This is a genomic window from Pantoea sp. Seng, assembly GCF_009829935.1.
GTDB lineage: Bacteria > Pseudomonadota > Gammaproteobacteria > Enterobacterales > Enterobacteriaceae > Pantoea > Pantoea communis.
In genome coordinates this window covers 115,717-131,042 of record NZ_SZZV01000017.1, presented here as the reverse complement: position 1 = coordinate 131,042, position 15,326 = coordinate 115,717, and the positions used below count along the sequence as shown (strand labels likewise).

14 protein-coding genes and 2 pseudogenes are annotated in these 15,326 nt (G+C 55.0%); 13 read left to right on the top strand and 3 right to left on the bottom strand.

Annotated elements, in window-relative coordinates:
- The 11 genes and pseudogenes from FD737_RS17785 to FD737_RS17735 form a co-directional block, all read left to right on the top strand.
- On the top strand, positions 1-1,187 hold a 1,187-nt coding region (locus tag FD737_RS17785; protein WP_304622101.1), incomplete at its 5' end, for a type VI secretion IcmF C-terminal domain-containing protein.
- Positions 1,184-2,763: pseudogene (gene tssA, locus FD737_RS17780) on the top strand (type VI secretion system protein TssA). The gene FD737_RS17785 and the pseudogene tssA, both read left to right, overlap by 4 nt.
- An 80-nt stretch (positions 2,764-2,843) precedes the next feature.
- Positions 2,844-3,191, top strand: a complete 348-nt coding sequence (locus tag FD737_RS17775; RefSeq protein ID WP_202404593.1) for a hypothetical protein — start codon at positions 2,844-2,846, stop codon at positions 3,189-3,191.
- Between the two features lie 192 nt (positions 3,192-3,383).
- Positions 3,384-5,147: pseudogene (gene tssF / locus FD737_RS17770) on the top strand (type VI secretion system baseplate subunit TssF).
- On the top strand, positions 5,102-6,199 hold the full coding sequence (gene tssG, locus FD737_RS17765; RefSeq protein WP_160834162.1) for a type VI secretion system baseplate subunit TssG: 1,098 nt from the start codon (positions 5,102-5,104) through the stop codon (positions 6,197-6,199). Before tssF ends, tssG begins: the two are co-directional and overlap by 46 nt.
- Positions 6,174-6,713, top strand: a complete 540-nt coding sequence (tssJ, locus tag FD737_RS17760; protein WP_097118720.1) for a type VI secretion system lipoprotein TssJ — start codon at positions 6,174-6,176, stop codon at positions 6,711-6,713. The genes tssG and tssJ overlap by 26 nt, the downstream gene beginning before the upstream one ends.
- Positions 6,713-7,153: a type VI secretion system baseplate subunit TssE gene (tssE, locus tag FD737_RS17755; protein ID WP_097118721.1), complete on the top strand. Its 441-nt coding sequence runs from the start codon at positions 6,713-6,715 to the stop codon at positions 7,151-7,153. Before tssJ ends, tssE begins: the two co-directional genes overlap by 1 nt.
- A gap of 19 nt (positions 7,154-7,172) precedes the next feature.
- Complete coding sequence (locus FD737_RS17750; RefSeq protein WP_097118722.1) at positions 7,173-8,300, top strand: VasL domain-containing protein; 1,128 nt, start codon at positions 7,173-7,175, stop codon at positions 8,298-8,300.
- 150 nt (positions 8,301-8,450) lie between these two features.
- Positions 8,451-9,782: a sensor histidine kinase gene (locus FD737_RS17745; RefSeq protein WP_160834161.1), complete on the top strand. Its 1,332-nt coding sequence runs from the start codon at positions 8,451-8,453 to the stop codon at positions 9,780-9,782.
- A 4-nt stretch (positions 9,783-9,786) separates the two neighbouring features.
- Positions 9,787-10,398, top strand: coding sequence for a response regulator transcription factor (locus tag FD737_RS17740; RefSeq protein ID WP_045834320.1), 612 nt, complete (start codon positions 9,787-9,789; stop codon positions 10,396-10,398).
- Between the two features lie 86 nt (positions 10,399-10,484).
- A complete protein-coding gene (locus FD737_RS17735; RefSeq protein ID WP_097118724.1) occupies positions 10,485-10,958 on the top strand; it encodes a heme-binding protein in 474 nt (157 codons plus the stop codon).
- Between the two features lie 130 nt (positions 10,959-11,088).
- Here FD737_RS17735 and FD737_RS17730 read toward each other — a convergent pair whose 3' ends face one another.
- From FD737_RS17730 to FD737_RS17720, 3 genes are all read right to left on the bottom strand, one after another.
- A complete protein-coding gene (locus FD737_RS17730) occupies positions 11,089-11,871 on the bottom strand; it encodes a molybdenum ABC transporter permease (RefSeq protein ID WP_097118725.1) in 783 nt (260 codons plus the stop codon).
- On the bottom strand, positions 11,871-12,794 hold the full coding sequence (locus FD737_RS17725; RefSeq protein ID WP_160834160.1) for an extracellular solute-binding protein: 924 nt from the start codon (positions 12,792-12,794) through the stop codon (positions 11,871-11,873). Before FD737_RS17725 ends, FD737_RS17730 begins: the two co-directional genes overlap by 1 nt.
- Before the next feature lie 114 nt (positions 12,795-12,908).
- A complete protein-coding gene (locus FD737_RS17720) occupies positions 12,909-13,469 on the bottom strand; it encodes a hypothetical protein (protein WP_034830218.1) in 561 nt (186 codons plus the stop codon).
- A gap of 288 nt (positions 13,470-13,757) precedes the next feature.
- On the opposite strand from FD737_RS17720, the gene FD737_RS17715 reads away from it, so the two are divergent.
- Positions 13,758-14,027 carry a hypothetical protein gene (locus FD737_RS17715; RefSeq protein WP_160834159.1) on the top strand — a complete coding sequence of 90 codons (270 nt, stop codon included), beginning with the start codon at positions 13,758-13,760 and terminating at the stop codon, positions 14,025-14,027.
- 109 nt (positions 14,028-14,136) lie between these two features.
- Positions 14,137-15,153, top strand: coding sequence for an NAD(P)-dependent alcohol dehydrogenase (locus tag FD737_RS17710; protein ID WP_160834158.1), 1,017 nt, complete (start codon positions 14,137-14,139; stop codon positions 15,151-15,153).
- The last annotated feature ends 173 nt before the right edge of the window (positions 15,154-15,326 follow it).

Genomic DNA, 15,326 nt, shown 5'->3' with positions numbered 1-15,326 from the left:
GGCAGAGTGGGGATGCTATTGCTGACTCGCTGGTGAAGTCTGCGCAGAACCTGCTCAGTAGGGAAAAGCGCCCTGCCATTGACCAGAACAGCGGCCCGAGCGGCCCACTCGATGCGACTTTCGGCCCTCTGCTGGCGCTGACTGACAGTCAGGGCAGCAGCAGTATGAGCCTGCGCACCTTCCTGACGCGCGTGACTCAGGTGCGTCTGCGCCTGCAGCAGGTCACCAACGCTGCAGACCCGCAGGCCATGACGCAGACGCTGGCGCAGACGGTGTTTCAGGGGAAAACAGTTGACCTGACGGACACGCGCGATTACGGCAGCCTGGTGGCCGCCGGGCTGGGGCAGGAGTGGAGCGGCTTCGGGCAGACGGTGTTTGTGCGCCCGATGGAGCAGGCCTGGCAGCAGGTGCTGATGCCGGCTGCGGGCAGCCTGAACGCCCAGTGGCAGCAGGCTATGGTGAACGAGTGGAACAGCGCGTTTGGCGGCCGTTATCCGTTTAAAAATGTCAGCAGTGAAGTGTCACTGCCGCTGCTGGCGAAATATCTGAATGCGGACAACGGTCGCATCACCCGCTTCCTGCAGTCGCGTCTGAGCGGTGTGCTGCACCGCGAAGGCACGCGCTGGATACCGGACAGCATCAACGCCCAGGGGCTGACTTTTAACCCGGCCTTTTTGCAGGCGCTTAATCAACTGAGCCGGATTTCCGATGTGGTGTTCACCAACGGTGAGGCCGGGCTGCACTTTGAGCTGCGCCCCGGCACGGCCGCAGACGTTATGCAGACAGACCTGATTATCGACAGCCAGAAGCTCACCTACATGAATCAGCAGCCGGTGTGGAAGCGCTTCACCTGGCCTGCCGACACAGAAGCGCCGGGTGCATCACTGAGCTGGATAAGCACGAAGGCCGGCACCCGCCAGTACGGCGACATGCCGGGCAGCTGGGGTCTGATTCGCCTGCTAGATAAGGCTCAGGTCAGCGCCAATCCGGGCATCAGCAGCAGCTGGCGGCTCACCTGGCAGGCTCCCGACGGCCGCCCGCTGAACTACATTCTGCGAACAGAAGCGGGTGAGGGGCCGCTGGCGCTGCTGAAGCTGCGCAACTTCACGCTCCCGGCAGACATATTCATTATCAGTAACGCCCCGGACGTGCCGGATGAAACTTTTGTCAGCGAGGAAGACTCATGACCCTGCAATCCCTGATTAATGCCTGCGGTGCGAATGTGGACCATCTTCGGGTGCTGGCCACGGAGTCTGTTTCGCTGTGGGAGCCGTGGCTGAAGCCCCTGGCGGACACTCACGCTACAGGGGAAGACCCGACCTACAACGATGCGTTCCAGCAGATGCAGGAAGAGATGAACCGTTTGTCTGGCGCGGATACGACGCTTATCTGTGCGCTGGCGGAACAGGTACTGACGACGGAAGCCAAAGACATCCGCGTGGCAGTCTGGTACTGCTGGGCGCGTTTGCAACGAGACGGTGAAGAAGGGTTTGCCGACGGTCTGGCCCTGCTTGCCGGCCTGCTGCAGCGCTTCGGTGATGCTTTGCATCCACAGCGGGCGCGCAGTCGTGAGGCGGCGCTGGGCTTTCCCGCCAGCGCGCGCGTGCTGGATACGCTGACGCTCTATCCCGAAGTGATGACATCTTCGGCACAGCGTACCGTGGCGGCGTTGCTGGTGATTGATGACGTATGCAGAGCGCAGGGCGGGGCCGGCCTTGGTAGCCTTTACGGCGCGCTGGAGGCAAGGTTGCTGAGGGCAGGCGGCCCGGATGCGGTTGTGCCCCAGACGGCGGCAGACGGTCCCGCATCCCAGTCGTCTTCAGCCTCCGCCGCCCCCGCTCTGGCGGCTATCAGTTCCGGGCGTGATCTGCTGGACCAGGCACGAACGCTGGCCGCTTATCTGCGCGATCAGCCAGGCGGATGGCTGGCCGCGCATAGGCTGATGAAAACCATCCGTCATGACACGCTCAGCCAACTGCCACCGTTGTCCGGCGACGGCAAAAGCCGTATCGAGCCACCCAAGCCGGACCAGCGCGCACAGCTCAAGCGCCTGTGGCTGCAGCAGAGCTGGGCCGAACTGGCCGAGCAGGCCGACAGCCTATTCAGCCGGGGCGGCAATCACTTCTGGCTTGACCTGCAGTGGTATCAGCACCAGGCGCAGCTGCGCTCGGGCAATGCGACGCTGGCGGCGATTGTTCAGGACGACCTTAAGGGCCTGCTGTCGCGCCTCAACGGGCTGGAGACGCTGGCCTTCAGTGACGGAATGCCGTTTGCGGATGAGGTCACCATGGGCTGGATCCAGCAGCATGTGCTGATGTCTGCGGGAGTGTTTGGATCGGAGGCTGTCTCTGTGACTGCTGGCGCAGAGGATGATGTGTTGCAGCTGGAGAGCGAGGCCACTGACCTGGCAGACAGGGAGGGCATTGAAGCTGCGCTGGCCTGGCTGCAGCAACGCCCGGCATAACGTCACCTCGCCAGCAGTGGTTATTACGTTTGCTGATGGCCAGACTTGCCGAGCATTTTGGCCGTCAGGAAATGGCGCTTCATCTGCTATGTGCGCTCGATACGCAAGCGGAGAACATGGTACTAAGCGAATGGGAGCCGTCTCTGCTGTTTGAAGTGAAGTCTCGCAGACTCAAAATGCTGCGTGCACGAGCAGTTAGAGGGGGTGCAGATAAGCTACAAACAAATAAGGAAATTGAGCTATTGATTTCAGGTCTTATTAGACTTGATCCCGCAAAGTCTGTTGCAATTTGTGGATGAGTATTTCGCTAACGACTAAGTGTGGTAATTAAGCCATATTTACTCATATCTAATATGTTTTTAATAACCAAGGTGGATTTATGCTTTCATTGATTCGTGTTGTCAATTTTATGGTTTCAATCCTATTCCTTATTGGAGGTGTGTTGAGTTTTTTCCTTGGTGGGATGTTGATAGGTATATTCCCAGAGTTTGCTGCTTTTTCAATGCTCTTTGCAATCCTTCCAATAGTTTTAATCTTCCTTTCAATTCTGGGCTTATATGGCGTGCTAAATAATAACATCAAAGTACAGATGGCTTTTGATATTTTATTGCTTCCATTCTGGAACGTAGGAACTGTGGTAGGTGCTGTTTGTTTAATCTTATTCTTAGTCGAGCGATATAAAGTCACTGGCAAATCGATTAGCTCCGACGCACCTGACAAGCCATAGTGTTTTCTCTAGTTTTTAATTTTGATTAAGATTGCTCGAACAAATCATTTAGCGAACTGTAGTGAGTGAAAGTTAAATTCATTTGAAAAAAAGGGTCGGTTTTATATCGCATAAAACATTCAGCTACATTGATTTTAATTGCCCCACAATAACTTCCAGTTGATACAGTCTATTTACAGAAATAATTTTATTATGAAAGACTTAACTCTACGCTATTACGATAACGAAATGCGCTATCTGCGCGACGCCGCCAGAGAATTTGCCGAAACTCACCCTGACCGCGCCGCCATGCTCAACCTGGACCGTGCAGGCACGCCGGATCCTTTTGTGGAGCGCCTGCTTGAAGGATTTGCTTTTTCCGTCGGTCGACTGCGTCAGAAAATTGACGATGACCTGCCGGAGCTGACCGAAGGGTTGGTCAGCATGCTCTGGCCGCATTAACTGCGCACGATCCCTTCACTCAGCGTGGTGGCTCTCTCGCCTGATCTGCCGAAAATGAAAATGGCGGAGACCGCTCCCGCCGGGCTGGAGGTGTATTCCCGCCCGGTAGGCCCCAAAAATACTGTCTGCCACTACCGCACCACAAAGCCGGTTACGCTTAATCCGCTGTCAATCTCAGGCGTGGTCATGGGCACCGAGCCGGACGGACGTTCCGTGTTGCGTCTGCGCATAGCCAGCAGCGGGCAGGCGGACTGGAGCCAGTGTGATCTGCGTCATCTCAGCCTGTGGCTGGGAGAAGACGTGCCCGTGGCGACCGCGCTGCATCAGAGGCTGACCCGCCGTCAGGCCGCGATATACGTCCGCCTGGCCGGGCAGCAGGAGCGGATCGCCCTCAACGCCTGGTTCAGCCCGGGTGGATTTGGTGAGGACGACAGACTATGGCCAAAGGGTGATAGCGCCTTCAGCGGCTATCAGCTGCTGCTGGAGTACTTCACCTTCCCGGAGAAGTTTCGCTTTGTGACCCTGAACGGACTGGAAGCTATCCCTCTTCCACCCGGACTCACGGGGTTCGATATTGAGGTGGTATTCAGTGAGGCGTGGCAGAGTGATTTGCCGGTGACCGATGCTTCGCTGAAACTGCACTGCGTACCGGTGATTAACCTGTTCACGCTGGAAGCTGACCCGCTGACGGTTAACGGACTGGAGAGCGAGTACCTGCTGCGCGCGAAGCGCCTGCAGGACGGACATACCGAGATTTACTCGGTGGATGCAGTCAGCGGTTCAGGGCTGACCGGTGCGGCTGAATACGTTCCGTTCACCAGTTTCCGGCACCGGGGCGGCATGATGCGACGCCTCGCACCTGAGCGCTATTTTCATACGCGCGTTCGAAAAGGCGTGACCGGGATGCACGACACCTGGCTGATACTCGGCGGTCAGCAGTGGGAGGAGGGGGAGGAGCTTTCCCGCGATACGCTCTCGCTGCGTATCACCGGCACCAACGGGCAGCTTCCCCGTCGTGCGCTGCAAAGCACCCTGCTGGACCGCTGCGAACAGGTGTTGCAGACCCCTGTCACGGTGCGCAATCTGACTCGTCCGACACTTCCTGCTTATCCACCTGCTGAGGACCGCTTTCACTGGCGGGTGCTAAGCCACCTCGGTTCCGGCTTCATCAATATGATGAATAGCGCAGAAGTGCTGCGCGGCACGCTGGCGTTGTACAACTGGCAGGATGACGAACTCTGCAACCGCAGGCTGGATGCGATTCTTGACGTACAGCATCACCGTCTGCAGCGGTTTGAGTCTGGTTACCTGCTGCGTGGTCTTGACATTGAGGTGACGCTCGACAGCAGCGGTTTTAGCGGTGATGGCGATATACATCTGTTTGGCGAGATGCTCAACCGCTTCCTGTCGCTTTATGCAGACATGAACCAGTTCATTCAGCTCTCCTTGATTATCCGGCCTGAAGGAAAATGCATCCGGTGGAAAGAGAATCACAGTCAGCGCCTGCCCGGCTAATCGCGCGGCTGGGTGACCGGCTGCCTTATATGAATTTTTACCGCTTCTGTCAGCTTCTGGAAAGGAGCGATCCCGAGGCACCTGTGCCGGGCAGCACTTGGCAGGTGCGGCACGAGCCAGTGCGCTTCCGGCCTCATCCCGGCATGGGCTTTCCGGCAGGAGAAATTCGCGGTGCAGAAGCGCCCGCTCATCCGCATCTGCCGCCCACGGTACGCATTAATTTCATGGGGCTCTATGGCACGGCGTCTCCGCTGCCGTCGCATTACATTGATGATGTGACGCGGCAACGCGAAGGGCACGAGGCCACACAGGATTTTCTGGACATCTTCAGCCACCGCCTGACCACCCAGTTTTACCGCATCTGGCGCAAATACACTTACCCGGCAACTTTCGCTCCTGGTGGCACCGATGACACCTCTCAGTACCTGCTGGGGCTGGCGGGTCTGGGGATAAGCGGCTGTGCGCAGAATATCGCGACGCCGGTCTCGCGTTTCCTTGCGCTGCTGCCGGTGATGCTGCTGCCCGGTCGAACCGCCGAAGGAGTCTCCTCGCTAGTGAAGCTGCTGGCACCGGACACGCGCGCGCAGGTCGTGCCCTGGGATTCACGTCGTATTCCCCAATCCACCATACTGAATATGAGAACGCGCCACCCTGTCAGTCTGACGCATCGACCGGTGGTGGGGACGCATGCCACAGACGTCAACGGTCAGGTATTGCTGAGGCTGTTCACCGGCAACCCTGAGGAAGTCCGGGGATGGCTCCCCGGCGGGCAACTGCACGGCGACTTGATGGCGCTGTTGCACGTCTACCTGGGATCAAAGCTAGATGCGCGACTGGAGCTGTGCGTTTACCGCGCAATGATGCCTGATGCACAGCTAAGCTGCCGGAAGGAGGGGGCGCAGCAACTCGGGCGCACGGCGGTGCTGCCTCTGACACAAATCACGGGCTCCCGCGAGTCTAACCAGATAACCATACAGCTCGGTCGCTATCAGCGCGTCCGGGTGCAACCTTCAAGGATCGAAACCGATGAACAGGGCGACTATCGCTGGTAAAACGCTTATCCCTCTTATGCTGGCACTGAGCGTCAGCAGCTGCGGTCTGACGCAGAAAGTATCAGAGGGCACCGTCTCCGTAACAAAATCCATTTTTTTCAAGCAAATACGCACACTGCATCTCGATTTTCGCGCCCGTGAAGGGGCAAACCGCAACGCACAGGGTGCTGCGCTCTCAACCGTGGTGCGCATCTGGCAACTGAAGGACAGTAGCGCTTTTGACGCCTCAGACTACCCCTCGCTATTCACTGCTGACAGTCAGGTTCTGAAGGCGGACCTGCTGGCACAAAAGGACATCCGCATCCGCCCGGGTGAGTCAGTCAGTATTGATATGCCGATGGACGATAAGGCGGAATTCGTGGCAGTGGCTGGGCTATTCCTGTCGCCAGACACGCAGGATGATAAGTGGCGAATCTTACTGACCCGCAATGACCTCGATCCGGACAACGCGCGCGTGATTGAACTGGGTGACGGTACACTGACTTTGGTCGCGGAAAAGGCTAAAAGACCCTGATGATGCCTTCACTTTATGAGATCCTTTACGGCAATTTTAGTGGCGGGCTGGCGCTCGATGCCGTTAGCGAACGGGACCAGGTCATTCTTTCGGTGCTGGATAACCTGCAGCGCATCCTCAACACCCGCGCTGGTTCAATTGCACACATCCCCGACTACGGTTTGCCGGATATGACCCGCATCCTGCAGGGGATGCCGGGCACTGCGCACCAGCTGCTTCACACCTTTTCAAGCGTGTTGCTGAAGTACGAACCGCGCCTCAAGCGTATTGAGGTGGCATTGCTGGAACAAACGGTGCCAGGCGAATTGCGCTACGCCATTGAAGCCGAACTCACCGGTATTGGCCTGGTGCGCTACGGCACGGAATTCAAACCAGAGGGCAGAGTGTTGCTGCGTCACTTAAAGCAACAACAGTTAATGGGCAGTGGTTTGACGGGATAAACAAGGAAGGTTGCTGAATATGAATCAGGTGATTAAAACCGGTGCAGATCCGCGCACCTTACCAGGCTATTCCCAGTTGCGGGAAGAGATGAGTAAGCTGACGCATCCCGCCCGGCCCGATGTTGATTGGGGGAAAGTGGAGAGACTCACGCTGGGGTTGTTTGAACAAAATGGACTGGAGTTGCAGAGTGCGGCCTGGTTCACTTTGGCGCGTGCCAACAACGCGGGTTTGAGGGGGCTCAATGAAGGCTTGAATCTGATTGACGCGCTGGTGGTACATCAGTGGTCGATTTTCTGGCCGCTGGCGATTGATGCGCGCGCCGATATCCTCAGCGTGATGTTTCGACGTCTGCAAAGTCTTTACCGTGGCTGGCAGGTGGTGGGCAGCGAGATGGCGGCGCAGCTATTAGAAACGGAGCGGTTGCTGATATCCTTGCGTGAAGCGTTGTTACGTTTTGGTATCAGGGAATTCGCGCAGGCCAATACGTTATTGCATCAGGTCAAACACTCCATAACGCAGCTTCAAGAAAGACTGCCCTCTCCGGTACAGCTTATTCCGGCAGCACTCAACAGTGAACACCACAGCCATCCGGCTCGCGTTTATGTGGTCTATCCTGATGCGGATGAGCAGCAAGACGCGCCCACAACGGCTTCATCATTAAAATCATTTGTGAGTGGGGCCTGCTGTGCCTTACTGGCTGGCGTTTTAGTCTTTGTCTGTGGCAGTTGGTATCGATACGAACAGCATCAGCACTTGATGGCCTCTCAAGCCCTGCTCGAACAACAGCGCAGAGAGAAACAAGCGATATCGTTGGAAAAATTACAGAGCTGGCATCGTGGTATGGCGCAGTTGGAAAATATGGCTGAACAACTCAATGGACTGGATAAAACTAAAGGAAAATATCTCACGGTGAGTGAGCTTAAAACGGGGATTTTTTCCGCGATGCAGGCCTTTAACCAGCAGATTCCGGTTGAAGAGCAACTTCGACGTTATGCCGAGGGTAATGGTGATCAGCTGAGTGAACAAACGCAGACGGGATTACTGTTAAAACAGCTGATGTTTCGTTATCAACTCATACAACAGGATCACGCAGAGTCGCTTACCGTTCGGGAAAAAGCCAATCTAAATCAAAGTCGTACCAGGTAGACTTCTGAAATCAGCGCTAAACCAGTAAAACAGATTGAATCCAATGGGTGGGCAGGTTACAACGTTGCAAAACCATGAATGGATGCTGGTGCAGTATCGACAACCCTCCTGACCCGGAGGGCTTTTTTATCGCTTTAACAACGGAAAACTATGCCTCACACTTACCGCCCATGGATGAAAAGGTATTGGCTGGTCTGGCTACTTCTCACGCTGGTGACTTTGTTCGCATTACTTGCCGAACAAATCCTGGATCAACAGCGCACGCGTGAAGCGGAATTCCATCAGCAGTTCAGTCGTATTGCGGCCTATTTAACGCAGAATGAAACTCTGTTGCCATTATTGACGGGTGATGAAAACCTCACTGAATTGCAGAAGAAATTTCCGCAAATCGTGCAGCTTGAGCACACACAGAACAGGCCGCTAACCGGCCCGCGGTTTGAAGATGCCAGCGAAGGACGGTACTGGCTGTATAACCCCTATCGACAATTCCGCATGCTGGTGGATTTGCATTTTGCCGTGCAAGCCCCAGAGGTCGGGCTGGCACTTGCATTTCATATTCATTCTCAGCCCGCAATATTAACTTTGGCCTATTCTGAAACGGCGCGCTGGCAATGGCAGCGTCCGTTTATCAACCTCTACCAACCTTTTCTAATTAAAGGCAGCGCGAATCCTGATTGGCGTGCGCTGCATGTCGCTCCGCCCCTGCTGGCTTTGACGTTGTGGCTCATCATCGGTTTTCTCGGTTGGGGATTATTGCGTCACTGGCGACAAAACGTCGAAATGCGTCTGCGGGCTGACTATTTCCAGCGCACGCGGCGTGAATCTTTGGGTGAATTCACGGCGGGTATCATCCATGAAATTAACCAGCCGCTCACCGCGATTAACACGTGGTTACACACCAGTCAGCTGCTGCTTAAGCAAGGCAAACACGATAGCCTGCCGCAGACACTCGGTGCCATCAGTTTACAAACTGAACGATTGGCCGGATTGCTGCAACGTTTTCGCGACATTGTCAGCGAACGCCCGGTGGCGATGACTGCGATCGGTGTTGAATCAACATGGCGGCGAGTCACGGTGCTATTACAACAAGAACTGGATGCGGGCGCTGTGGTGCTTCATCAGCAGTTTCAGCATGACCACGCGCGTGTTATCGGCGACGAACAATGGCTCGAACAGGTCTTTCACAATCTGCTACAAAATGCGATCCACATGCAGCAAGGGCAGGCGGATGCGTGGGTGGCTATCAATTCAGAACGCCTGGCGCACGAGATTAAAATCATCATCAGTGATAACGGACCAGGCTTTTCTGTCGAAGGATTAGCGCAGGCCTGTATGCCGTTTTACAGCTCGCGACCAGAAAGCATGGGGCTTGGCATGACGCTGGTTGAGAGCTTGATGTTACGCATGAATGGCCAGCTGCGGCTGGCAAACCGCGCCGAAGGCGGCGCGGAAATCACCCTAATTTTCCCACTGGCGGAGTAACGGAATGAGCGCAAAAGTTTGGTTAGTGGATGATGATTTGTCGGTGCGTGAATCATTGGGTTTTCTCTTGAGAACGCTGGAATATGACGTTGCCGACTTTGCTGATTTGGCCTCATTTGAGGCGGCTACGTCAGCGCAGGAACCGCTGCGCGGCTGTTTGTTGCTGGACGTCCGCATGCCGGGCATCAGTGGCCTTAGCTGGTTGGCAGAGAAGGGCGAAAGGCATCCGCTGCTGCCGGTGATCATCATGACCGGTCATGGCACGATTGAAGCCTGTCGCCGTGCGTTCCGTCAGGGGGCTTTCGAGTTCTACACCAAACCGTTAGAGATTGAACCGTTGCTGGAAAGCGTGCACCAGGCAATGCATGAAAGTGAACAGCGCGCGCAGCGCTGGCAGGCGCAACAGATTTTGCAGTCGCGTTTTGCATTGTTGTCGGTGCGTGAAAACGAAGTGATGCAACTGATGATTGCCGGGCAAACCAGTAAAGAGATAGCGCGTGATTTATCGCTGTCACCACGAACGGTTGAAGCCCATCGCGCCGCAGTTCTGACTAAACTGGAAATGGACAATCTTGCGCAACTGATTCACGCCTGGCAGCAACTTAACCAGGTATAACTACCTGGCAGAACGCGTGATCACCCGAATATTTATTAACCTGCTCTCATTTTACAGTGTCACCTAACATAACTCAGGAGTGACACATGACTATTCGCCTTTCTTTGATTGCTGCTGCGGCGGCATTTGTTTCTTTTGGCAGCCAGGCCGCCGTGACTGAATCCAATCTGTCATTGGCTGAGGCGCAAAAACTGGCCAGCGTAGCTATTCAGTCCTGCGCAGCAAAAAATTACAATGTCACCGTGACAGTAGTAGATCGCGCAGGTTTAGTGACTGCGGTACAGCGTATGGACAATGCCGGTCCGCACACCGTAGAAGCGAGCCGTATGAAGGCCTACACCGCGTTGAGTACCAGGAATCTGAGTGGCAAAGTGATGGAAACGGCACAGAACAATCCAGGCGCGCAGAATATGCGTGACGTACCAGGCTTTCTGCTGTTAGCCGGTGGCGTGCCGGTAAAAAGTGGTAATCAGGTGATTGGTGCGATTGGTGTCGGTGGTGCGCCGGGCGGTAATCTTGATGAGGCTTGCGCGCTGGATGCATTGAAAGCGATTGATTAAGTCATGATGGGCGCAATATATTGCGCCCATCAAGCACATGGTCTGTCGTGTCATTTCAATTAGCCTGTCCAACATAGCCAGGGCACGCCCTGCAGGCCACCCGCTACGGAATATCGGTTTCCCTGCCGCGCTATGACTCCACTGATGAACTGCCATAACGTACGCGTCTTGACGTCACAAAACACAGCAGCGGCACCGGTAAGGTAAACAACAGCAGCAACCACAGCAGTACGTACACCGCATCGACGCCGTCATTTTGCAGATTGTTATAAAGCTGAACCGGCATGCCCTGAGGGAAATAGGCGAAAATCATGACAATGCCGAACTCACCCATGGCGCGCACCCACGCCAAAGCTGTTGCAGAGGCCAAACCCGGCGCGGCCAGCGGAACCGACAAACGCCAAAATCCTTGCCACGGTGAGGCACCTAAGGTACGACCGGCATCCAGAATATCCTGCGGAACGCCCGCAAAAGCGGAACGCGCAGTGGTAATGAAGTAGGGCAGTGCGCCGTACCATTGCGCCAGAATAAACGCGGCAGGATTGTTAACCAGCGTCCAGCCAAATTTCCCCAGTAATTCCCCCGGAACACTATAAGGTCCGTAAGCGCTCACCAGTAAAATCCCCATTGCCAGCGGAGGCGTCAGTAATGGAATCATCACCAACAGTTCCACAATGGCGCGTGCGCGACCCTTTGCCTGCGACAACCACCACGCCACCGGCAATCCGCTGATAAAGATCAACAGCAGCGCAATCGCGCCCAATCCCAAAGAGGTGGAGATGGCACTGCCATCGCCCCAGGCAAGGTGCATGTGCTGCCATTGAGTGACACCAATCAGGGTGACGAATGGCACTGCCAGCAACATCAGTGCTGGCAGTGACAACCAAAGCGCGGTGGCGTGACCGGTCTTCATTACTGATAAACAGCTCCGCCTTTAGGCGCGGCGTAGCCATTCTGTTTAAACAGCGCCTGACCTGGCTTACTCAGCATGAAATCGACAAAGGCTTTACCCGCCGCCGCACCGTGCGGAGCGTTTTTCAGCACGGCTGCGTAGTAAACCAGCGGTTGAGTGTGCAGCACTTTATCTTTGCCCGCGCTATCTTTGACGCTGAAGCTGACAGTTTCATACCACTGTTTTGCCATGTCTGGGTTGCTCAGGTTGATCTCATCCGGCAGCGCCACATAAGGCAGATGCGCGGATATCACTTCACTCTCATAACCTGCCGCGGCATCGACCTGACCACTCTCCAGGCGAGCCAGCAGGCCGCCCTCAAGATGGGTCTGAGCAGGGTTTTGGTAGCCACCGAGAATTTTATCGGCGATGCCCGGCTGCTTGTAATATTTCTCAGCCAGCAGCAGGGTAAAGATAATATTTTGGCCTTTTGGATCGTTGATCGGGTCAGTACGCCCGAACTTAATGCCCGGTGTCGCCAGCACTTTCAGCCAGCTAGCGTCTGTGCCTTTGGCCTGTGCAAACTGCTGAGCAAATTTCCCTTTAGGGCTGTACGCCACCACCATGCTGGTGCTGGCAACCGGTACGGCACCATCAATCAATCCAGCATCTTTTAAGATCTGCATCGGGCCTGGCGTGATGGAGACGAACACGTCAGCAGTGATTTTTTTACTCGCCAGCAGACGTGCTATGCCGTATGCGCCCTGGCCTTGCCCTTCATATTTTCCGTCGTTCTGTTTGGCAAAGGCTGGACCTAAAGACTGGTCCATCACTTTCCCCATCGAACCAGCATAAGTTACGCGAATATCGGTACTGGCTTGTGCTTGCAGGCTGAGGCCCGCGGCGGCGGTTAACATCAATGCTGTGAGGTATCTGACTTGCATTCCCTTTCTCGCTATATAATTAGGTAGATAACGATTATCGGAAATTGTGCAATCAGTGCAAGCTGAAATCTGTTGCGAAATATGGGGATAGCCCGCCGGAGCGGGCTGACGACATCAGGCGAGAATGCGCTGTGCCCAGGACTCAATATCATCACCGCTGCCAATATCCAACTGCACCAGGCCGTTGGTGATAAAGGTGGGTGAGACGTGAATACCGTTCTGGCGCGAATATTTACAATGCCATTTAATTTCGTTCTGCAGCTCGGCGCGCAGGAACGGCGCGTGTGCATCGATGCCGCTGTACTGCTGCAAACGTGCAAGGATTTGGTTCGGCGTCGCGTCCATATTGGGCCCATGACTGTGATCGGTGAACTCAAACTCCTCACGATGATCGGCGACCGCCTGCAGCACACGTTTTGCAGCGGCTTTGCCCTCTGGCAAAGTGGATGCGGCGAGGATGTAACGAACGATCAGTCCGGAATACATATGCCATGGCTGGGATTGCAGCCGAATCTTCAGCGTCATCTTATCTTCCCCCACCAATGCCAGCAGCGCATCCAGCTTATTAAAAGCACGGACTGAGAACGGGCAGGTAGGTTCCAGAAACACTTCAAACACTTTGGGGCCGTGGCCCCAGATTAATGGATCGGCGTGTAAAGCAGTGGTTTGACTCATATTCATTCCCTGTTGCGAGGTTAAACGTTGCCCTACTTTGGCAAAGCGCGGCGACGACAGCCAGCTTAGGTTTATGCTTTTTTGTTACAAGGACATTTGCGGTCGTCAGCACGATGCAAAATAAAAATCATTTTATAGATCCGTTAACTACAAGAATGTCCGCTGTTCCGGCATTTGCTCAGAAAATAAGCGGCTATAGTTATGCCAGCTTTGTTCTCTTTTTGTGCGGTCAGCGCCGCACGGTTTATTCATTTGCCTGGAGCCAATAGATAAGCAACGAGGTTCAATGTGTTTGCCGAAATATCCTGGAAAATCATCCATCAGGTCATTAACCAGACCATCGCGGAGATGGTGGATGAGCAGCAAACGTTGGATGTGATAACCCTGCGTAGACGGTTGCGTGAAATGGCCGAAAACGAAACAGATGAAGAGATGGTGCTGTGTTACTGGCAAGCCAGCAAAGTGCTGATGCGTTTACCGCCGACAATCACCGCCAGCCAACTGATTGAAGCAGCGAGGCATGCTTTTCGCAGCCCACTGAATCACGATCCGCTTTAACCCTAAATGCTTTTCTGACGAATCGCGGATAATCGTTTGATTTATCTTCATAATCCTGGCGTGCGCTCTGCTAAACTAGAGCGTCAAAACGCTGAAACAGAGGACAGTAATGAAAATCAAAAGTTATGCCGCGATGAACGCAGGCGAAGCGCTGGTGCCTTTTGAGTATGAGGCCGGTCCGCTGGCAGCTGAAGAGGTACAGGTTGAGGTCGATTACTGTGGCGTTTGCCACTCTGACCTGTCGATGATTGATAACGAGTGGGGCATCTCAGCCTTCCCGGTGATCGCGGGCCATGAAGTGATTGGCCGCATCAGTGCATTAGGTGAAGCCGCACAGAATAAAGGGCTGAAAGTTGGTCAGCGCGTGGGCATCGGCTGGACAGCGAAAAGCTGCCAGCACTGTAATGCCTGTATCAACGGTGAGCAGGTTAACTGCGAAAACGGTTCAGTGCCAACCATCATGAACAAAGGCGGCTTCGCCAGCCATCTACGTGCTGACTGGCAATGGGTGATCCCGCTGCCAGAGTCAATGGATATCACCACTGCCGGCCCACTGCTGTGCGGCGGTATCACCGTGTTCAAACCGCTGCTGATGCACAACATCAATGCCACCAGTCGTGTGGGCGTGATCGGCATCGGTGGCCTTGGCCACATGGCGATCAAACTGTTGCGTGCGATGGGTGCGGAAGTGACTGCGTTCAGCTCCAACGCCAGTAAAACGGAATCTATCCTGGCGATGGGTGCGGATCGCGTGGTGAACAGCCGTGATCCACAAGCATTGAACGCGCTGGCAGGCCAGTTTGATCTGATCATCAGCACCGTTGCGGTTGATTTGGACTGGCAACCGTACTTCCAGGCGCTGGCACCGCACGGTAAATTCCACACCGTGGGTGCCGTGATGAAGCCCTTTGAAGTTCCGGCTTTCAGCCTGATCATGGGTGACCGTGCCGTGACAGGATCATCCACCGGTTCTCCGGGCCAGTTGCGTTCGTTAATGAAACTGGCATCGCGTGCTGACGTTGCGCCAACGGTAGAAGCGTTCCCGATGTCGAAAATCAACAACGCGCTGGATCATGTCCGCGCCGGTAAAGCGAATTACCGCGTAGTGCTGAAAGCGGATTTCTAACATGGTGATAGGGTCGGCAGCCATGCCCTTGCAACTTCAATGTCAGATGAGGGTCCGACTTTAGGTTGCAGTGCAGCCATGCCGACATTGAGTCTTGCGGTGCGCATCGTGCGCACCGATTCTTCGCCCCTCCATTCTTAAGCTGCATCGTCCTTCCAAACAGCATTCCCCTT